At 64.8% G+C, this 18628-nt stretch carries 18 protein-coding genes, 1 tRNA gene and 2 pseudogenes; 16 read left to right on the plus strand and 5 right to left on the minus strand.

Translation table 11 applies throughout. The features are described 5' to 3' along the window. The first annotated feature begins 2 nt into the window (after nt 1–2). The 5 genes from ilvN (at nt 3) to CJ028_RS07795 (ending at nt 3265) form a co-directional block, all read left to right on the plus strand. Nucleotides 3–512 (plus strand): acetolactate synthase small subunit, encoded by a 510-nt coding sequence (ilvN, locus tag CJ028_RS07775; protein ID WP_105034699.1) that lies wholly within the window; start codon nt 3–5, stop codon nt 510–512. A 47-nt stretch (nt 513–559) separates the two neighbouring features. Continuing rightward, nucleotides 560–1588 (plus strand): ketol-acid reductoisomerase, encoded by a 1029-nt coding sequence (gene ilvC / locus CJ028_RS07780; RefSeq protein ID WP_105034700.1) that lies wholly within the window; start codon nt 560–562, stop codon nt 1586–1588. A gap of 89 nt (nt 1589–1677) precedes the next feature. Then, the gene (locus CJ028_RS07785) at nt 1678–2358 is read left to right on the plus strand and encodes a DUF998 domain-containing protein (RefSeq protein ID WP_105034701.1); all 681 of its coding nucleotides are present in this window, start codon (nt 1678–1680) and stop codon (nt 2356–2358) included. Nucleotides 2359–2387: 29 nt separating this feature from the next. Next, the gene (locus CJ028_RS07790; RefSeq protein WP_105034702.1) at nt 2388–2888 is read left to right on the plus strand and encodes a DNA polymerase III subunit gamma/tau; all 501 of its coding nucleotides are present in this window, start codon (nt 2388–2390) and stop codon (nt 2886–2888) included. Next, nucleotides 2885–3265 carry a bacitracin resistance protein gene (locus CJ028_RS07795; RefSeq protein WP_105034703.1) on the plus strand — a complete coding sequence of 127 codons (381 nt, stop codon included), beginning with the start codon at nt 2885–2887 and terminating at the stop codon, nt 3263–3265. The genes CJ028_RS07790 and CJ028_RS07795 overlap by 4 nt, the downstream gene beginning before the upstream one ends. Here the strand turns inward: CJ028_RS07795 and CJ028_RS07800 are convergent. Further along, nucleotides 3262–3657, minus strand: coding sequence for a DoxX family protein (locus tag CJ028_RS07800; protein ID WP_105034704.1), 396 nt, complete (start codon nt 3655–3657; stop codon nt 3262–3264). The genes CJ028_RS07795 and CJ028_RS07800 overlap by 4 nt on opposite strands. Nucleotides 3658–3743: 86 nt before the next feature. On the opposite strand from CJ028_RS07800, the gene serA reads away from it, so the two are divergent. Next, nucleotides 3744–5336, plus strand: a complete 1593-nt coding sequence (gene serA, locus CJ028_RS07805) for a phosphoglycerate dehydrogenase (RefSeq protein ID WP_105034705.1) — start codon at nt 3744–3746, stop codon at nt 5334–5336. A gap of 136 nt (nt 5337–5472) precedes the next feature. Here the strand turns inward: serA and CJ028_RS07810 are convergent, their stop codons facing one another. Next, nucleotides 5473–6039 (minus strand): TetR/AcrR family transcriptional regulator, encoded by a 567-nt coding sequence (locus CJ028_RS07810; RefSeq protein ID WP_129590422.1) that lies wholly within the window; start codon nt 6037–6039, stop codon nt 5473–5475. Nucleotides 6040–6250: 211 nt separating this feature from the next. On the opposite strand from CJ028_RS07810, the gene CJ028_RS07815 reads away from it, so the two are divergent. Beyond that, complete coding sequence (locus CJ028_RS07815) at nt 6251–7744, plus strand: MFS transporter (RefSeq protein ID WP_240607150.1); 1494 nt, start codon at nt 6251–6253, stop codon at nt 7742–7744. Nucleotides 7745–7823: 79 nt separating this feature from the next. Here CJ028_RS07815 and CJ028_RS07820 read toward each other — a convergent pair whose 3' ends face one another. After that, nucleotides 7824–8075, minus strand: coding sequence for a DUF6458 family protein (locus CJ028_RS07820; RefSeq protein ID WP_105034707.1), 252 nt, complete (start codon nt 8073–8075; stop codon nt 7824–7826). A 112-nt stretch (nt 8076–8187) separates the two neighbouring features. On the opposite strand from CJ028_RS07820, the gene CJ028_RS07825 reads away from it, so the two are divergent. The 3 genes from CJ028_RS07825 to CJ028_RS07835 are packed head-to-tail and all read left to right on the plus strand — an operon-like array spanning nt 8188 to nt 11105. Then, nucleotides 8188–9258 carry a 3-isopropylmalate dehydrogenase gene (locus CJ028_RS07825; RefSeq protein WP_105034708.1) on the plus strand — a complete coding sequence of 357 codons (1071 nt, stop codon included), beginning with the start codon at nt 8188–8190 and terminating at the stop codon, nt 9256–9258. Then, nucleotides 9255–10352 (plus strand): branched-chain amino acid aminotransferase, encoded by a 1098-nt coding sequence (locus CJ028_RS07830; RefSeq protein ID WP_105034709.1) that lies wholly within the window; start codon nt 9255–9257, stop codon nt 10350–10352. The genes CJ028_RS07825 and CJ028_RS07830 overlap by 4 nt, the downstream gene beginning before the upstream one ends. A gap of 33 nt (nt 10353–10385) precedes the next feature. Further along, nucleotides 10386–11105: a fumarylacetoacetate hydrolase family protein gene (locus tag CJ028_RS07835; protein ID WP_105034710.1), complete on the plus strand. Its 720-nt coding sequence runs from the start codon at nt 10386–10388 to the stop codon at nt 11103–11105. A 100-nt stretch (nt 11106–11205) separates the two neighbouring features. Here CJ028_RS07835 and CJ028_RS07840 read toward each other — a convergent pair whose 3' ends face one another. Further along, nucleotides 11206–12306 (minus strand): aminotransferase class V-fold PLP-dependent enzyme, encoded by a 1101-nt coding sequence (locus tag CJ028_RS07840; RefSeq protein WP_105034711.1) that lies wholly within the window; start codon nt 12304–12306, stop codon nt 11206–11208. An 81-nt stretch (nt 12307–12387) separates the two neighbouring features. On the opposite strand from CJ028_RS07840, the gene CJ028_RS07845 reads away from it, so the two are divergent. The 6 genes and pseudogenes from CJ028_RS07845 to CJ028_RS07870 form a co-directional block, all read left to right on the plus strand. Next, nucleotides 12388–13329, plus strand: coding sequence for a LysR family transcriptional regulator (locus tag CJ028_RS07845; RefSeq protein WP_105034712.1), 942 nt, complete (start codon nt 12388–12390; stop codon nt 13327–13329). A 99-nt stretch (nt 13330–13428) separates the two neighbouring features. Then, nucleotides 13429–14952 carry a glutamate--tRNA ligase gene (gene gltX, locus CJ028_RS07850; RefSeq protein ID WP_105034713.1) on the plus strand — a complete coding sequence of 508 codons (1524 nt, stop codon included), beginning with the start codon at nt 13429–13431 and terminating at the stop codon, nt 14950–14952. Between the two features lie 103 nt (nt 14953–15055). Next, a tRNA-Gln gene (locus CJ028_RS07855) sits at nt 15056–15127 on the plus strand. 174 nt (nt 15128–15301) lie between these two features. Continuing rightward, complete coding sequence (locus CJ028_RS07860; protein WP_240607146.1) at nt 15302–15508, plus strand: helix-turn-helix transcriptional regulator; 207 nt, start codon at nt 15302–15304, stop codon at nt 15506–15508. 7 nt (nt 15509–15515) lie between these two features. After that, a complete protein-coding gene (locus CJ028_RS07865) occupies nt 15516–16709 on the plus strand; it encodes a tyrosine-type recombinase/integrase (RefSeq protein ID WP_240607147.1) in 1194 nt (397 codons plus the stop codon). A gap of 108 nt (nt 16710–16817) precedes the next feature. Then, a pseudogene (locus CJ028_RS07870) lies at nt 16818–17130 on the plus strand (recombinase family protein); the annotation flags it as partial. Nucleotides 17131–17412: 282 nt separating this feature from the next. On the opposite strand, the pseudogene CJ028_RS07875 reads toward CJ028_RS07870, so the two are convergent. Further along, nucleotides 17413–18499 (minus strand): annotated as a pseudogene (locus tag CJ028_RS07875) (IS1380 family transposase); the annotation flags it as partial. Nucleotides 18500–18628 lie beyond the last annotated feature (129 nt).

Below are 18628 nucleotides of genomic sequence, written 5' to 3' on the forward strand. Positions count from 1 at the left end.
CCGTGACGAGCCACGTTCTGAGTCTGCTCGTCGAGGACAAGCCCGGCCTGCTCACGCGCGTCGCCGGCCTGTTCGCGCGCCGCGGTTTCAACATTGAAAGCCTCGCTGTGGGCCACAGCGAGATCCCCGGCCTGTCCCGCATCACGATCGTCGTCGATGTCGAAGACGTGCCGCTCGAGCAGGTGACCAAGCAGCTGAACAAGCTGATCAACGTCATCAAGATCGTCGAGCTTGACGTAGCCCAGTCAGTACAACGCGAACACCTGCTGATCAAGGTCAAGGTCGACAACACGACGAGGTCGCAGGTGCTCGAAGCCGTCAACCTGTTCCGCGCCAGCGTCGTCGATGTAGCCACGGATGCCGTCGTGATCGAGGTCACCGGCGACAGTGGCAAGACCCAGGCATTGCTGCGAGTGCTCGAGCCGTTCGGCATTCGGGAGCTGGCCCAGTCAGGGCTGCTCGCGATCGGTCGCGGATCGAAATCCATCACCGAACGAGTTTTCAAGAACTAACGTTTTTAGCTTTTTTCTAACAATCAACTCACGAGGAGAGATACACATTGTCTGAGATTTTCTACGACAAAGACGCCGACCTGTCGATCATTGCGGGCAAGAAGGTGGCCGTCATCGGATACGGCTCGCAGGGTCACGCCCACGCGCAGAACCTGCGCGACTCCGGTGTCGAGGTCAAGATCGGCCTGAAGGACGGCTCCAAGAGCAAGGCCAAGGCCGAAGAGGCCGGCTTCACCGTGCTGTCCACAGCGGATGCCGCGGCCTGGGCTGACGTCATCGTCATCCTGGCTCCCGACCAGGTGCAGCGTCACCTGTACAAGGACGACGTGCTCCCGAACCTGAGCCGCGGTAAGGCGCTGGTCTTCGGACACGGATTCAACATCCGTTTCGGTTACATCGAAGCCCCCGACGGCGTCGACGTCGTCATGGTCGCCCCCAAGGGACCTGGCCACACCGTGCGCCGCGAATTCGAAGCCGGTCGCGGCGTTCCCGTGATCGTCGCCGTCGAGAAGGATGCCTCTGGTAACGCCTGGCCGCTCACCCTGAGCTATGCCAAGGCGATCGGTGGCCTGCGTGCCGCCGGCATCAAGACCACCTTCACCGAAGAGACCGAAACCGACCTGTTCGGTGAGCAGGCCGTGCTCTGCGGTGGTACCTCCCAGCTGATCCAGTACGGCTTCGAGGTTCTCACCGAAGCCGGCTACCAGCCGCAGGTTGCCTACTTCGAGGTGCTGCACGAGCTCAAGCTCATCGTCGACCTTATGTGGGAGGGCGGCATCGCGAAGCAGCGTTGGAGCGTTTCCGACACCGCCGAGTACGGCGACTACGTCTCGGGACCGCGCGTCATCGACCCGAGCGTCAAGGAGAACATGAAGGCCGTTCTCGCCGACATCCAGAGCGGCGCGTTCGCCGAGCGTTTCATCGCCGACCAGGACAACGGCGGAGTCGAGTTCCTTGCCCTGCGCAAGAAGGGCGAAGAGCACCCGATCGAGGCCACGGGCCGCAGCCTGCGCAAGCTGTTCGCGTGGAACGCGTCGAACGACGACGACTACACCGACGGATCGGTCTCGCGCTAAGCATCCGCTTGAGCGTTTAGCTTGATGGAATAGAAGGGGCCCTCGTTCGCGGGGGTCCCTTTGTGCGTCACTAGGAAAGACTGGTCCGTATGGCAGTGCCCGGCACCAACACACGCACATCGGTTGTGCTGCGGCACCGGATGGCGACCACGGCCATGGTCGGTGTGGTGCTCTACGTGCTCATCGACGTGGCGCTACAGTTTCTGCCGCCGCACTACAGCCCGATCAGCGACGCCGAGAGCAACCTCGCCGTCGGCCCGTACGGCTGGATCATGAACCTCAATTTTCTGAGCCGGGCGGTGTTCTGCGTCGCTGCCGTCGTCGCGATTACCCTGACTGCGCGGGCGCTGCTGCCCCGGCACCGCGACCCGCTGCTCGGCCTGGGTCTCCCGCTGCTGCTGGTCGGGGGAGCCAGCTCGGCGGTGCTCGCCTTCTTTCCGACCGATGTCAGTGCTTCTCAGGAGAGCACCCTACTGACTTCGACCCCGGGCGGCGTCATCCATCTCGCCGTCGCATCCTTTGGCTTCATCACAGCGTTCAGCGCTATCGGGCTGCTGACGATCTGGCTGCGGGTTCGACGCCTGCTGCCGCAGGTGCTGCCCTGGGCGATCGCGTTCTCGGCGATCACCGTGGCCGGGCTGTTGCTGGTCGTCGCGGCCAGTGTATGGTTGCCGGGCATCATCGGTCTCGCCGAACGTGTGGCTCTGGTGGGGATTCTGGGGTGGACCTTCTCGGTGAGCACCGGCATCCGTTGCCTGCCAAACCGTTAGCATCGGCGGTAACCGGATACTCTAGAAAAATGAACGCGACACGCGATGACGATGCGCTGAACTGGGCCGGCGACGACGATCCGACGCTGAGTTCCGGGGGCAGCGGTCGGGCCAAACTGGAGCCGACCGAGCTGCCGGAAGGATGGACGATTCCGCAGGTTTCAGCGGATGTCCCGCGCGAGACCGCCCCCTCGCCGGCCAAGACCGAGGCCGACCCCGCCGAACCGGAGAGCGCGGCCCTCGGTTCCGTTGCGCTCGTCGGTATAGGTATTCTCTCTGGCATGTACCTGCTGTACACGATCGGCTGGTTCATCGGCGTCGCCCGCATTGAGCAACCGATCAGCGGCCCGGTCGCCGAATTCATGTTCTCCCTCGGGGCGTGGCTGGCCGTGGCAGCGCCCCTGGTCTGGTTCGGGGTCACCTTCTGGCTCACCACGAGCCGTCCCCGCGCCCGACTGATCTGGCTGCTGATCGGCGTCATCGTGCTCGCCCCCTGGCCCTTCGTCATCGGATCAGGAGCGGGTTCATGAGCGACGCAGACGAACGCACCGGCGACAGCGCCGACGCGACCACGGCCATCCGTCGTCGACCGCCGCGGTGGCTGCTGCTCGCTATCGCGATCTTCTTCGGGTTGTTCTACGCCTACGACGTCTGGGAAGCCGTCGGAAACCTGGTCGGACTCAACCTGCAAGCGCAGTTCTACGACACCCAGCTGAGCGTTTTCGGCTGGATCGTGCTGATTTTCGCGGTGGTCCTGCCGGTTCTGGTTTACGCGCTGGCCTACTGGCTCGGACGCAACCGAGCCTTCGGAGTGCAGGCTCTGACCCTGTTGGTCGGGCTCTGCGCGGTCGCCGCCGTGTCGCTCGACATAACCGCTGTATTCAGCCTGGCCAGACTGATCGTTTAGAGCACCGACACCACGATCAAACCCATCAACACCAGCTGGGCGATGAGCCTGGGAACGAACGGAATCGCCACCCGCCCAAATCGCTTCGGATGACGCGCAGCGTAGGCATTGGCGGGAAAGACCGCCGCCAGAAACAGCACGAGCGCGGCGGCCGCGAGCGCCATGGTCGGTGGAACGAGCAGCCCCACGCCGCCGGCAATCTCGCACAGCCCGGTGAACAGAACGAGATTGACTGGGCTCACCAGGCCGCCCCGGCGGAGGCGCGGCGGAATCATCGCCGCCATCGTGCGCTTGACCGCGGGGAGAAAATGCGTGATTCCGGCTCCGATGAAAACCACGGCGAGAATCACGCGCAGAACCAGTTGGAGTCCATCTATTACGTCGCTGCTCATTGCTCTATTGTGCAGCCGGTAGGGTGGAAACCGAGTAGCGCCCTTTGCCCTGCCACCTCCAAACGCAATCTAAGGATCCGATTTTATTGTCGAAGCCCGTCGTCCTGATCGCCGAAGAACTTTCCCCCGCCACAGTCGATGCTCTCGGGCCAGACTTTGACATTCACCACGTTGACGGTACGGATCGCCCCGCGCTGTTCGCCGAGCTTGCCACCGCGCAGGCCGTTCTGGTGCGCTCAGCCACGAAAATGGATGCCGAAGCCATCAAGGCTTCTCCTTTTCTGAAGGTCATCGCCCGCGCCGGCGTCGGCCTCGACAACGTTGACATCAAGGCCGCCACCGCAGCCGGTGTCATGGTCGTCAACGCTCCCACCTCCAACATCATCTCCGCCGCCGAGCTGACCGTCGGGCATATCCTGAGTCTGGCCCGTCACATCCCGGCCGCCTCCGGTGCCCTCGCCGACGGAGCGTGGAAGCGCTCCAAGTACACCGGCGTCGAGTTGTACGAAAAGACCATCGGCATCATCGGCCTCGGCCGCATCGGTGCGCTCATCACCGCTCGCATGCAGGCTTTCGGCACCAACGTCATCGCCTACGACCCCTACATCACCTCGGCTCGCGCTCAGCAGCTCGGTGTGACCCCGGTCACCCTCGACGAACTGCTCGCGCAGTCCGACTTCATCACTATTCACATGCCGAAGACCCCGGAGACCACCGGCATGATCGGTGCCGCGCAGCTCAAGCTGATGAAGCCGACCGCGTTCGTCGTCAACGTGGCGCGTGGCGGACTCATCGATGAAGCAGCACTGCACGAAGCCCTCGTCGCCGGCACCATCGCTGGCGCCGGTCTCGACGTGTTCGTGAATGAACCGCCGACCGGTTCGCCGTTGCTCGGACTCGACAACATCATCACCACCCCGCACCTCGGCGCTTCGACCGACGAAGCCCAGGAAAAGGCCGGCGTCTCTGTCGCCAAGTCCGTGCGCCTCGCGCTCTCCGGCGAACTCGTTCCTGACGCGGTCAACGTAGCCGGTGGCGTCATCGACTCTTACGTGCGCCCCGGCATCCCCTTGGTGGAAAAGCTCGGCCAGGTCTTCTCCGGCCTCGCCGCACACAGCCCGCTCACGAGCGTGGACATCGAAGTACGCGGCGAACTGGTCGAGTACGACGTCAGCGTGCTCAAGCTTGCCGCACTCAAGGGCATCTTCACCAACGTGGTCAGTGAAACCGTCTCGTACGTCAACGCACCGCTGCTGGCCGAGCAGCGCGGCGTCACCGTGCGCATGCTCACGGACGCCGAGTCGCCCGAGTACCGCAACGTGATCACGCTGCGCGGCGCCCTCGCCGACGGTTCCCAGGTCTCCGTCTCGGGTACCCTCACCGGGACAAAGCAGATCGAGAAGATCGTGGAGATCAACGGCTACGACGTTGAGGTTCCGTTTGCCAAGAACCTCATCGTCATGCTCTACGCCGACCGTCCCGGAATCGTCGCCGTCTACGGCCGCGAATTCGGTGAGGCCAACATCAACATCGCCGGCATGCAGATCGCCCGCCACGTGGCCGGGGGGAAGGCACTGAGCGTGCTGACCGTCGACTCCGAGGTTCCGGCCGGGCTGCTGACCGCGGTGCGCGCCGCGATCGACGCCGAGATCATGGTGGAGATCGACCTCACCGAATAGGTCTGTTCAAAACGGATGCGAGTGGGCGCCTGCATTGCAGGCGCCCACTTTTTTCGTTTGTGTGTCTGAGGGGTCGCAAATCCACCTTCCCGGGTTGGTTTCAGATCGATCTGCGACCCCCCACGAGGTAGGCAGCCTACTCGTCGGGCGGCAGGAGCCGACCGATCAGGGTGATCAGCCGCGTCATCGCCGCATCGGTGTGATCCTCCGCGGCCAGCTCGTTCTCGGCCAGCGAGCTGTTGACGTACAGGCCGTCGCTGATCAGCATGATCGCTTGGGCAACATCCGGGTCGTGCACGGCCTCTTCGATCACCGAGAGCCAGCGCCGACGAATCTCGGTGAGCACCTGCATGGCGCGCGGGTCGCGGCCCTGGGCGAGCCGGGAACCCGCAATGTACGCGCGGTCGAGCGGACTGCCGGTGTGCACCGAGGTGCGAATGAGATAGTCGACCGGACCGGCCGGGGCGTTGCGAATATTCTCGGCGTCCTGCAGGGCGAGCGCATCGAGGCGGGCCAGCAGACCGTCGACGAGGGCATCCTTCGACGCGAAGTGATAGAGCAGGCCCCCCTTCGAGACCGCGGCGACCCCCGCAACCGCGTCGAGGGTCGCGGACCGCTCCCCGCCCTCGACCAGCAACTCCTCGAAGGCGTCGAGAAGACGATCCCGGGTGGAAACGGAGGGTGCTGGCACATTTTTCGGCATTGGCCCATGGTATCGAAGCGCGCGACGGTCGCGTTGGACAACTATACCGTCTAGCCGGTACAGTAGACTTTATTGCTCCGCTCCCGGCGGTCGAGAAACAACCCAGAAAGTGATCGAGATCGTGTCTGCCCCCGCTGTTCCCACCACGCCCCTTGACCTGACCCGTGTTGGACTCGGTAACGTCGCTGATCGACCGGGAGCGGCATCCGCTTTGCCGGTACAGCACGACCGCAGGCGCTGGTGGGCCCTCGCGGTGCTGATGCTCCCGGTGCTGCTCGTGTCGATCGACAACACCGTGCTCAACTTCGCCCTGCCAGCGATCTCCACGGCCACCCTGCCGACCGGCGTGCAGCTGCTCTGGATGGTCGATATCTACCCGCTCGTACTGGCCGGACTGCTCGTGGCCATGGGCAGCCTGGGCGACCGCATCGGGCGCCGCCGCCTGCTGATGATCGGCTCGGCCGGCTTCGGCGTGGTGTCGGTGTTCGCGGCGTTCGCCCCGAGCATCGAGGGACTCATCATCGCCAGGGCCGCCCTCGGTTTTTTCGGCGCGATGCTCATGCCCTCGACCCTGTCGCTGCTGCGTTCCACCTTCGTCGACCGCGACCAGCGTCGTCTCGCCATCGCGATCTGGGCCACCGGCTTCGCGGCCGGCAGCGCCCTCGGGCCGGTGGTCGGCGGCATTCTGCTCGAGCATTTCGCCTGGGGCTCGGTGTTTCTCATCGCCGTTCCCGTTCTGCTGCCGCTGCTGGTGCTGGCACCGATCCTGGTGACCGAATCACGCGATCCGCACCCGGGGCGCATCGACCTGCTCAGTATCGCGCTGTCGCTCGGCACCATGCTGCCGATTGTCTACGGCATCAAGAGCATCGCCGAGCACGGTGTGGCCTGGCTCACGCTCGCCCCGATCGCGCTCGGCCTGGGACTCGGCCTGTGGTTCGTGCGTCGGCAGCTGCATGTGCCCAGCCCCATGCTCGACATGGGACTGTTTCGGCGCGGCGCGTTCAGCGGGGCCGTTGGAGTCAACCTGCTCAGTGTCACGGCGCTGGTCGGCTGCCTGTTCTTCATTTCGCAGCACCTGCAGCTCGTGCTGGGGCTCTCCCCATTGAACGCCGGGCTCGTGCTCGTTCCTGGCCTGGCCGCGATGATCGTGGCCGGCCTGCTGATCGTGCCGATTGCCCGCCGGGTACGCCCGTCCCGGGTGGTGCCCGTGGCGCTGCTGGTGTCGGTGGCCGGATTCGCGTCGATCGCGCTGCGCGGCGGTGCAATCGATGCCTTCTGGATCGGCGTCGCCTTCGTGCTGCTCGGCATCGGAATCGGAGCGGCCGAGACCGTCTCGAACGAGCTCATCGTGGCGACCGCGCCGGCCGATAAGGCGGGGGCGGCATCCGCTGTGTCTGAGACAGCCTACGAACTGGGAGCGGTGCTGGGTACGGCCGTCCTTGGCACCATTCTCACGGTGTCCTACCGGGCGGCGGTGCTGTTGCCCGACGGCCTGAGCGCAGCCGACCGGCTGGCGGCGGGGGAGACCCTCGGCGGCGCCGTTGCGGTGGCCGACCACCTTTCGCCGGCGGTCGCCCAGCAACTGCTCGAGTCGGCCCGGCACGCCTTCGACAGCGGCGTCGGCCTGACCGCCTGGATCGGCGTCGCGCTCGTGCTCGGTGCCGCCGCGTTAGCGTTGGTGTCGCTACGCCGTGCGCGCTAAAGCTCGCGAGAGCGGGAATATTGCTGCTTCAACACCCGTGAAGCAGCAATTTTTCCGCTCTCGCAATTAGAGCTGGGGGCTAGAGGTCGTCGATGGAGTTCTCGCGGCGGGTGACCTGCTCGCCGTTCGCCGGGTCGGCGATGGTGCGGGTCGTGCTCACGCTGTTGCGGCGACGGGTCATCAGCACGATGCCGAGGATAGTCACGAGCGCTCCGGCCGCGAGCAGAATGTAACCAACGAGCCGCAGGTCGACTCCGGTGACGGTGATGTCGAGGGCCCACACCAGAATGGCGCCGACGACGAGCAGAAAGATTCCAAGTCCGATACTCATGATGCCCTGCTTTCTGTTGGTGGTGCGCTAGGGACAAGCCTAGGCACTTCCGCGAGAAAGGTAAGGTTTGAATATACGCAATTCAGGTGATCATTGACTGTTTCGGAGCCGCATGTCTCGTACTATCAAACTCGCTGTCATTCCCGGAGACGGGATTGGACCGGAAGTTGTCGCCGAGGCCGTGAAAGTGCTCGGCGCCGTCGCGGGTCGCGATGACGTCACGATTGAGACGAGCACCTTTCAGCTGGGCGCCGCGCGGTTCCTCGAAACCGGCGATGTCCTCACGGATGCCGACCTCGCGTCGATCCAGCAGCACGACGCTATTCTGCTGGGCGCCGTCGGTGGCGTTCCCGGCGATCCGCGACTGAAAGACGCCAACATCGAGCGTGGGCTGCTGCTCGGTCTGCGCTTCGCGCTCGACCACTACGTGAACCTGCGGCCCTGCACGATCTACCCCGGCGTCACGAGCCCGCTCGCCGCGCCCGGCGTGGTGGACTTCGTCGTCGTGCGTGAGGGAACCGAAGGCCCCTATGTCGGAAACGGCGGCACCATCCGCCGCGGTACCCCGCAGGAAGTCGCCAACGAGGTGTCGGTGAACACCGCCTACGGCGTGGAACGCGTCGTGCGGTACGCCTTCGAGGTGGCCCAGGGGCGCGAGCGCAAACGCCTCACCCTCGTGCACAAGACCAACGTGCTCGTTTTCGCCGGCAGCCTGTGGCAACGCATCGTGAACGAGGTGGCCCTTGAGTACCCCCAGGTTGTGGTTGATTATCTGCACGTCGACGCGGCGACCATTTTCTTCGTCACGAATCCGAGTAGATTCGATGTACTCGTCACCGATAACCTCTTTGGCGATATTCTCACCGACCTCGCAGCGGCAATCAGCGGCGGCATCGGCCTGGCGGCCTCCGGCAATATCAACCCGACCGGCCGCTTTCCCAGCATGTTCGAGCCGGTTCACGGCTCGGCTCCCGATATCGCCGGCCAGCAACTCGCCGACCCGACCGCGGCCATCCTCTCGGTGGCGCTGATGCTCGACCACCTCGGGCTGACGGATGCCGCGGCGCGCGTCAACGAGGCGGTGGCCGATGATCTGGCCCGACGCACCGCATCCGTGCGACGCAGCACCGCTGAGGTGGGAGACGCCATCGTGACCCTTCTGACAGACAAGGTACTGAAATGACCGTGACTTTCCCCCTGACTTTTGATCTCACACCGTCGACCGACGCACGCGCCGAAGCCGAACGCGAGGAGATTCTCGCCGACCCGGGATTCGGCCAACACTTCACCGACCACATGGTCACGATCGACTGGTCGGTCGAGGCCGGCTGGCACGACGCTCGCGTGACGCCCTACGGTCCGCTGCTGCTCGACCCGGCCTCGTCGGTGCTGCACTACGGCCAGGAGATCTTCGAGGGGCTCAAGGCCTACCGGCACGCCGACAACTCCATCTGGACCTTCCGGCCCGAAAAGAACGCCGAGCGGCTGCAGCGCTCTGCGCACCGCCTCGCCCTGCCCGAGCTGTCGGTGGAGGACTTTATCGAGTCGGTCAAGCAGATGATCGCGATCGATGGCGACTGGGTGCCGTCCGCGCCCGAGACCAGCCTGTATCTTCGCCCGTTCATGATCGCCAACGAGAGCTTTCTCGGCGTGCGCGCCGCCCACAAGGTGAGCTTCTACGTGATTGCGAGCCCGGCCGGCGCCTACTTCGCCGACGGCGTCGCCCCCGTGAAGATCTGGCTGTCTACCGAGTACTCCCGCGCCGGCCGCGGTGGTACAGGCGCCGCCAAGTGCGGCGGCAACTACGCCGCTTCGCTGCTGCCTCAGATGGAAGCCTACGAAAACGGCTGCGCCCAAGTGCTCTTTCTCGACGGCGAGACCGGAACGAACGTTGACGAGCTCGGCGGCATGAACGTGTTCTTCGTGTACGGCACCGACACGCTCGTCACGCCTCTGCTGACCGGCTCCATTCTCGAGGGAGTCACCCGCGACAGCATCATGCAGCTCGCTCGCGACCGCGGTATGACCGTTGAGGAGCGCGCGGTGACGCTCGATGAGTGGCGTGAGGGAGCAGCATCTGGTGCCATCACCGAGGTCTTCGCCTGCGGAACCGCCGCCGTCGTCACCCCGATCGGCCAGCTCAAGGCCAAGGACTTCACGATCGGCGAAGCGGATGCCCCCGCCGGCGCGATTACCCTGTCGCTGCGCCAGGAACTCACCGACATCCAGTACGGCCGCCTGCCCGACCGGCATGGCTGGCTAACGCGCCTAGACTGAAGCTTTGGCCTTGTTGAGGCGGAATCGAGACACGTGAAGATCGCACGCTACAGCTACCAGGGCGCCATCGCGTTCGGCATCGTTGACGACGACGAACTGGTCGTGCTCACCAGTGACCCGATGTTCGCCGGATTCGACACGACCGGCGACCGGGTTGCCCTGGCCGACGTGAAGCTGCTGGCGCCGGTGATTCCGCGCTCGAAGATCGTCGCGGTGGTCTCGGCCGAGGCGTTCGTGCTTCGGCCCAACACCGCGGTTGTCGGCCCCGGTGACGCCATCGTGCTGCCGGCCGCCTCCGAGCGGGTCGAGGTCGACGGTCAGCTCGCCATCATCATCGGCAAGATCGCCAAAAACGTTTCTGCAGCGGATGCCGCTGGTCGCGTCTTCGGCTACACCGTCGCGACGGTCGTCACCGCGGCCGACCTGTCTTCGGGTCTAGCGGGCGCGTTCGACACGTTTTTGCCGCTCGGCCCGGTCATCGAAACCGAGTTCGACGAGGCGGCCACAGCGCTGCGCGGGCTCATTAATGACGAGGAATTTCAGGCGGTCTCGCTCGGCGACGACGACCGTACTACCGAGGAGGTCGTTGCTGCCATCGTGTCCTTCGCCTCGAGCGTTTTCACCCTGCTGCCGGGCGACGTGATTCTGGCCGGAGCGCTGGACACGCCTGCGGCCGTCGTCGACGGCGACGCGGTCTCGATGTCGATCGCGGGCATCGGAACCCTGGTGAACCCGGTGGTGCGCCCGGCGTGATCCGCTGCGGGCGCGGTCGTTCCGGTGCGGCCCACCTTGTGACCATGGGCCCAGTTTATAAACTGGGCCTGGGGACGGGGCCCGGGCCCCGTCCACGGTGTCAGGGGCGCAGGGCGGCCAGGGCCAGGGCCACGTCGTCCTCGTCGTTGAAAAGGTGGAAGGCGACCCGTGCGCGGCCGGCCCGACCCGAGGCGGTGAGGCCGGAAGCGGTGAGGCGCGCGAGGTCGCGGCCATCGGCATCCGGCCAGCTGATGATGGCCTGGCCACGTGACGGCAAGCCGAGCCCCCCGCAGAGGGCGTCGCCGAGGGCCACGTTGTGGGCGGCCACCTCGGCTAGGTCGAGACTGCGGAACAGGTCGATGGCCGGCTCAGCGCCTACCCAGGCTGGCCAGGCCGGTGACACGTCGAACCTGCGGGCGTCGGGAGCGAGCGCCATGGCCGGACCGTAGCAGGATGCCCACAGGTCGTCTCCCGCATACCATCCGGCATTGATCGGGTGCAGGTGTGCCGCGAATGCGTCGCTGACTGTGAAGAACGCGACGCCGCGCGGGGCACCGAGCCACTTGTAGCTGTGGCAGATGGTGGCGTCAAAAGCGGATGCGTCGACCGGCATCCACCCGGTGGCCTGGGTCGTGTCGCAGAGCGTGAAGGTGCCGGTACGTCGGGCTGCCGCACGAATCGCGTCGCTGTCGGCGAGGGTGCCGGTGGCGGACTGCACCAGGGAAAACGCGACCAGCCAGGTGTTTGCGGTGAGGCTCGCGGCCAGATCGGCCAGCTCCACCTGTCGCACGGTCACGCCGCGGTGTGCCTGCGCCAGAAACGGGAACACCATCGAGCTGAAGTCGCCGCGGGGCAGTACGACTTCGGCATCGTCGGGGATGCTGGCCGCGACCAGGCCCGCCATGACCGAGGTCTGCGAGCCGATCGCCACGTTGTGAGGTGCGACGTGCACCAGATCGGCATACCCAACGCGTACGCGCTCGACGACCTCTCCGTAGCGGGAAGCGCTGGCCTGGCCGCGTGACCAGACCTCGGTATCGGCGCGCATAGCGGCGATCGTGTCGATGGTCGGGAGTCCGAGCGTGCAGGCGGCCAGGTAGCCGCGACCGGCGGTGTAGCGGGTGCGGGCTTCGGCAAGGGTCACGGTTGTCGTGCTCGTACTGGCGGTGGGGCTGCTGGTGCTCGTTGCTGCGGGGCTCATGGTTCCAGTCTGGCCACCAAGCACTCATGCAACAATGGCCAGTATTCGATGCAATGCATAACCGGTGATTATGATTACGACATGATCCATCTACCCGGCCAGAGCCCCGATCTCGACGCCAACGTACTGCGGGTCGTGCGAGCGGTACACGAAACCGGCTCTATCACGGCCGCAGCGGCCGCCCTCGGCTATAGCCAGCCGGCCGTGAGCCAGCAGCTCAAGCGGCTCGAGCATCGGCTCGGGCTCGCCGTGGTCGAGCGGGTGGGACGCGGAGTTCGCCTCACTGAGGCCGGCTTCGTGCTCGCCCGGCACGCCGTCACGGTCGCCACTGCGCTCGACGCGGCGGCGGGGGAGATCGCCGAGCTACAGGGGCTACGCGCCGGGCTGGTGCGTCTCGTCGCGTTCCCGTCGGCGTCCGCTACCCTCGTGCCGAGCCTGCTGGCCCGGATGACGGCCCAGCATTCCCAGATCAGCATCACCTATCTGGAGGCTGAACCGCCCGAGGCTGTCGCCGCCGTGCGCGAGAACCGTGCCGACCTCGCCATTACATTCAGTTACCCGGGGGACCGGGTGGATCCGCACCGGGAGAGTGCCCAGGGGTTGCGTGTGGCGACCCTGCGGCGAGACGAGATGATGCTCGTGCTGCCGGTCGGGCATTCGCTCGGCGCCGGCGTCGCACATATCGATCTGGGCGACTTGGCCGACGAGAACTGGGTGGCGGGTTGCCCGCGCTGCCGCGGTCACCTGCTCGACCTCTGCGATCGTCGAGGATTCGCCCCGCGCATCTCTTATGAAACTGACAATGTCGCCGCAGTTTTCGGCCTGGTTGAGGCTGGCATCGGCGTGGCGCTTCTTCCGGCCCTCGCAATCGAATCCGTCGGACGGCGAGCGGGCGTCGCGATTCGCGCCACGACCGGGCGCGATCATCGCACCCTGCACGCCGTGACGGTGGCCGGCGCTGAGCGCGTGCCGGCGCTGGCCGCTGCGCTGCGCGCCATCGCCGCCATCGCGCAGGTCGGTTAGGGCGAGCCTGAACCGGCGCACGATTGATCATTGGCCCACTTTCCGGGCCCTGGCCCGGAAAGAAGTGGGGCAGGACGCGCACAACTAGAATCATGAGTAATGTCTGACACCACTGCACACCCGTTTTCTACCGCCACCGGAACCGACGTTCGCGTGCGGTTCTGCCCCTCGCCAACCGGAACGCCCCACGTGGGCCTGGTTCGCACCGCCATGTTTAACTGGGCCTACGCGAGGCACACCGGCGGAAAAATGATCTTCCGCATCGAGGATACCGACGCCGCGCGCGATAGTGAAGAGAGCTTTCTGCAGCTCGTCGAGGCGATGCGCTGGCTGAAGCTCGATTGGGACGAAGGCGTCGACGTCGGCGGACCCCAGGAGCCGTATCGCCAAAGTGAGCGCTACGACATCTACCGCGGTGTAATCGAGCAGCTCAAGGCCAGCGGTCACATCTACGAGAGCTTCGTCACCGGCGAAGAGATCGAGACCCGCAACCGCGACCTCGGCCGCGACCCCAAGATGGGCTACGACAACTTCGAGCGCGACCTCACAGAGGAGCAGAAGGCCGCCTACCGCGCCGAGGGCCGGTCCCCGGCGCTGCGCCTGCGGGTGCCAGACACCGAGCTCTCCTTCGATGACCTGGTGCGCGGTGAGATCACCTTTCCGGCAGGATCGTTCAGCGACTTTGTCGTGGTGCGCCCCAACGGGCATCCGCTTTACCCCTTCGTCAACCCGGTCGACGATGCGCTGATGGGCGTCACCCACGTACTGCGCGGCGAAGATCTGCTCTCGTCGACCCCGCGTCAGATCGCGCTGTACCACGCGCTCATCGACATTGGTGTGACCACCTTCGTGCCCCGCTTCGGCCACCTGCCCTACGTCATGGGCGACAAGAACAAGAAGCTCTCCAAGCGCGACGCCGAAGCAAACCTGTTTCTTCACCGCGACCGCGGGTTCATTCCTGAGGGCCTGCTCAACTACCTCGCGCTGCTTGGCTGGTCACTCACCCACGACCGCGACGTGTTCTCGATCGACGAGTTCACGGCCGCGTTCGACGTCGTGAACGTCAACCCCAACCCGGCGCGCTTCGACCTCAAGAAGGCCGAGTCGATCAACGGCGACCACATTCGCCAGCTTGACGCTGCCGACTTCGCCGCCCGGCTGGTTCCGTACCTGACGACCGCCGGCGTGTTCAGCGAGAGGCCGAGCGAGGCCGAGCTGGCGCTGCTCGCTCAGGGCGCGCCGCTCATTCAGGAGCGCATCGCCCTGCTCGGCGAAGCCCCGTCCATGCTCGGTTTTTTGTTCGTGACCGGCGCCGACTTGGTTCTCGAAGCGGATGCGCTCGCCTCGCTCCCGCAGAACGCCACCGACATTCTCGGCGCGTCCCGCTCGGCGCTCGAAAGTATTCCGTCAGCGGAATGGACCACCGACCGGGTGCACGCGCTGCTCGCCGAGACCCTCATCGAGGGGCTGGGTCTCAAGCCGCGCGTGGCCTTCGGACCGCTGCGCGTCGCGCTGTCGGGCCGCAAGATCTCGCCGCCGCTGTTTGAGTCCATGGAGATTCTCGGACAGGCCGAGACCCTGAGCCGCCTCGATCGGGCCCTGGCTGTAACGACGACCGCCTGACCCTGAGCTGGTGAGGCTTCGACTCGCCGGGGGACAGCCCGGTTTGGCCTCTCCAGCCCAAGTGGGCTAGGCTACTACTCGGCCCGATCTTCGGATTAGGCATTGGGGTATGGTGTAATTGGCAACACGGATGATTCTGGTTCATTTGTTCTTGGTTCGAGTCCAGGTACCCCAGCTTTAGCCCCTGAGTTTCCGCGGAAACCAGGGGCATTTCTTGTTTCCAGACACACCGTTCACGGCCCAAAGTGCCACTTTGGGTGCCAAAAACGATTCCCAGACGCCAATTTGGGGACAGCCATGGCGGTTAGCCCGGCCAACTACGCGTTGCTGCGTACAAGGTCGGAATGCCGTGTCGCACCTCATTGTCATGACCGATGATGACGCACAAATCATGACCGGGCAGCAGGTCGCCGACCTGTTGCAGGTCTCGCCCCGCACGCTCGAAGAGTGGCGCCAGACTCGAACCGGACCGCCGTATCGACGCATGGGCCGCCACGTAAGATACCTGCGCCGCGAGGTTCTCGCCTGGTTCGAGGCTTTGGCCATGCATGCCTAGGCGGCGGATGCGCGCGGGCGAAGTCGGCACCATCCGCATCGTCGTTCTGGCGAGCGGACAGATCCAGGCGCATGCACGGATGCGGGATGAGTTCGGGACGCTCCATCGGCTAAAAGGAACGCGTGCCACCGAGGTGGAGGCCCGCCGGGCTCTGGATGAACAGGCAGATCTGCTGCGTAATGGACTTGCCGGGCTGTCGTTGACTTCATACTCGACGATCGCAGAGGCCGCGATGGTTTTCTTGGACGATAAGCGGCGGTCTGGGACGGTCGAAGTCTCCACTATCGAGACGTACGAGTTCAGCGTCAGTAATGTCATCATTCCCGAGTGCGGGGACCTGCTTTTGACCGACCTGACCGTGCTGCGCTGCAACCGGATCCTGCAGCACATTCGCGAGACCAAATCGCTATCGGCCGCTCGCAAGGCACGCAGTATGTTCTCGCAGATCTGCGCTACCGGAATCGAACACGGAGTGCTCGCTTTCAATCCCGTGCGCGACGCCCGAGCCCTGCCACTGTCACCGAAGAAAGAATCGGCCCTCACCCGGGGGCAACTGGAAATCGTGCGCGCACTTATGCGATCCTGGCGGTCTGGGGGAGACCATTTCGGTCCGCGCCCCAACGCTCGGCTGCTAGAGGATGCCATGTGGATCATGGTGGGCACTAGCGCTCGCATAGGTGAGGTCCTTGCCCTCCGCCGATGCGATGTCGATGTGACCGCGAACCCGCCCACCGCGCTCATCGCGAGCACAATCACTCAGACTCGCGCCGAAGGTCTGCGCAGGAAGCCTTCTCCGAAACGATCCCGGCAAAAGCGGCGCATCGCCCTGCCGAGTTTCGCGGCGACGGCAATCCGCCGGCAACTGTCAGAGGCGAGCCGAGACAGGGAGGCTTATCTCTTTGCGACGAAGACGGGCGCACCACGCAGCGTAAGCAATGTTGAACGGTTGCTCCGCACTTTCGTCGCCGACAACGAGAAGGCGCTGGAAGCCGCTGGGATCGACGTGGGGGAGTTCACCACCCACATCTTTCGACGCACGGCGGCAACGCTCATTGAAGCCGTTGCGGGCATCACTCTCGCGTCTCGGCTGCTTGGGCACTCCAACGAGCAGGTCACCCGTGCCAGCTACGTCGTGACCGCCGAGCTTGTCGACCCGATCACGGCGCAGATCATGGACGAGGCTTTAGAGGGGCTCCTTTAGGTCGAGTCCCTCGCCACCAGTGACTCTGGCCTTAAATTCTCCACGTCACCAAAGGAATGGCCAATGGGAGCCGTGGGGCCACCCGATCGATATTTAGATCCGGAGAAGGTCCGGGTTGAGTTCGTGAAAGAGCAGCTCACCTTCACTGGCGATGGCAAACCTGCTCTTGAGCGTCATGGGAGCGTTTGCTGAGTTCGAGCGTTCCTTGATCCGTGAACGTCAGCGCGAGGGCATCGTCCTGGCTAAGAAGCGTGGCGTGTACCGCGGCCGCACCCCATCCTTGGACGCGGGCCGCGCCGCGGAGCTGCGCGAGAAGGCCGCCTCTGGAGTGCCGAAAGCTGCGCTCGCTCGACACTTTGGGATCAGCCGAGAAACCGTTTACGCCTACCTCCGCGCCGAGGCCAGAAGGACTCTCCCTTGACGCAGATGCTATGCCTGCAGCTGGGGGAGTGGGCGAGTTCGCGGTGCCTCGTCTGCTGGCGCGGAAAACGCGCCAGGGCCAACGCCGCGCAGGGCACCGCCAAAAAGTGCAGGACTAATGAAAAACTCCGGGTTCGCTAAGCCTGAATCCACCGGTCGGCCTCTGAAGAGTTCTTGATTTGGGCTCGTTCCTCTTTCGGGGTTTTGGGCGCGGTCAAGCTGTGGGCCTCGATGCCTGGGTGTTCCACTGGGGTTCCTGGTTGCGCCTGGTTGGGCTGGATGGTTAGGTGGCGGCGTGGCCGGGAGGGCTGCCGACGCTGGTGAATAGCGTCGTCCAGCCTTCTTCCCAAGGCCAGCTTTCGGGTAGGTGCATCGTGATGCGTCGTGCCGACGTGGATACTCTGGCGGCGACGTTGATGAGTTTGTGGCGAACGGTCGCGGTGACGGCTTTTTGCGAGGGCGGGACTGGCGAGGGTGCCGGCGGCGCGGGTGAGATTGAACGTAATGCAGGCCAGGACGAGCCAGGCGGCGTTGGCCGTGAATACGCCGGACGGGAAGTGCGCCATCGCCGACGCTTTCATGTCGGCGTTCAAATTTTCGATGATCGCGTGGTGGCGGTGGGTTTTGTCGGCGTCAACGGTGTTGAGTGTGCTGGTGGTGAAGAATGCGTGAAAGCGGAACAGGTCGAAAAGGGTGCCTTGCCCGGCGGCGACGGTCTTGTTCAGTTCCGGGATGCGGCGCACGACGAGGCGTCCAGGGATTTGTTCGCTCTTCTTCTTGGAGCCGAACGCGGTGAAGGGGATCTCGGCGACTTCCGCGTCGGAGATCCACCGCCCAGTGGCGTCGTCGAAGATCGCATTGGTGTATTTGATCGGGGTCCAGGCGGCCTCGGGGATGGTGCTGATACCCGCTTTCACCAGCGAATTCAGGCGTGCCGTGATCGAAACCATCGCGCCGGCGCTGAGGGCAGCTTTGATGACGGCGCTGACGTAGTAGGCGCTGTCGGCTCGTAGGAGCAGCATTCCTTTCGCGGTTGGGCTGCGCAGCCGTTTCGCGGTCGCGAGGGTGTCGGAGACGAATTTCTTTGAGCCGCGGGCGGAGTTTGTGGGGCCTTTTCGTAGCCGGGAGCTGACGATGATCGGAGCGGCTGATCCGGTGCTGACGATGGCGAGCAGGGCGTTGAGGCCGCGAACACCGGAGTAGCCAAACCCGGCGCCTTGCTTCTTGTAGCCGTGCACTTCTCTGATGGTGTCGTCGATATCGACCAGGGCGAGGTCGTCGATACCGGTCACGATCGGCGTGACGGCGGCGAGGTTCTGCAGCCACCGGGACGCGGCGGCGTCGAGCTGGCGGACATGGCCGAAAGCGAAGGGAGGGTGTCAGATGGTTTGTGTAAGGGGTTGCGGATTCATTTGAAGGAGTGACACTAATGGTCATGACAGAACGAAATGAGAAGCTGAAAGCACCGAAGTCCCCAGCCCAGCGGGCGGCCGCCGATG

Origin of the sequence: Cryobacterium aureum (assembly GCF_002954245.1) — a bacterium.
Classification (GTDB): domain Bacteria; phylum Actinomycetota; class Actinomycetes; order Actinomycetales; family Microbacteriaceae; genus Cryobacterium; species Cryobacterium aureum.

Coding starts and splice junctions, on each gene's coding strand:
- CJ028_RS07785 (WP_105034701.1), top strand. CDS start 1,678: ATGGCAGTGCCCGGCACCAACACACGCACATCGGTTGTGCTGCGGCAC.
- CJ028_RS07790 (WP_105034702.1), top strand. CDS start 2,388: ATGAACGCGACACGCGATGACGATGCGCTGAACTGGGCCGGCGACGAC.
- CJ028_RS07795 (WP_105034703.1), top strand. CDS start 2,885: ATGAGCGACGCAGACGAACGCACCGGCGACAGCGCCGACGCGACCACG.
- CJ028_RS07800 (WP_105034704.1), bottom strand. CDS start 3,657: ATGAGCAGCGACGTAATAGATGGACTCCAACTGGTTCTGCGCGTGATT.
- CJ028_RS07810 (WP_129590422.1), bottom strand. CDS start 6,039: ATGCCGAAAAATGTGCCAGCACCCTCCGTTTCCACCCGGGATCGTCTT.
- CJ028_RS07820 (WP_105034707.1), bottom strand. CDS start 8,075: ATGAGTATCGGACTTGGAATCTTTCTGCTCGTCGTCGGCGCCATTCTG.
- CJ028_RS07825 (WP_105034708.1), top strand. CDS start 8,188: ATGTCTCGTACTATCAAACTCGCTGTCATTCCCGGAGACGGGATTGGA.
- CJ028_RS07830 (WP_105034709.1), top strand. CDS start 9,255: ATGACCGTGACTTTCCCCCTGACTTTTGATCTCACACCGTCGACCGAC.
- CJ028_RS07840 (WP_105034711.1), bottom strand. CDS start 12,306: ATGAGCCCCGCAGCAACGAGCACCAGCAGCCCCACCGCCAGTACGAGC.
- CJ028_RS07845 (WP_105034712.1), top strand. CDS start 12,388: ATGATCCATCTACCCGGCCAGAGCCCCGATCTCGACGCCAACGTACTG.
- gltX (WP_105034713.1), top strand. CDS start 13,429: ATGTCTGACACCACTGCACACCCGTTTTCTACCGCCACCGGAACCGAC.
- CJ028_RS07865 (WP_240607147.1), top strand. CDS start 15,516: ATGCGCGCGGGCGAAGTCGGCACCATCCGCATCGTCGTTCTGGCGAGC.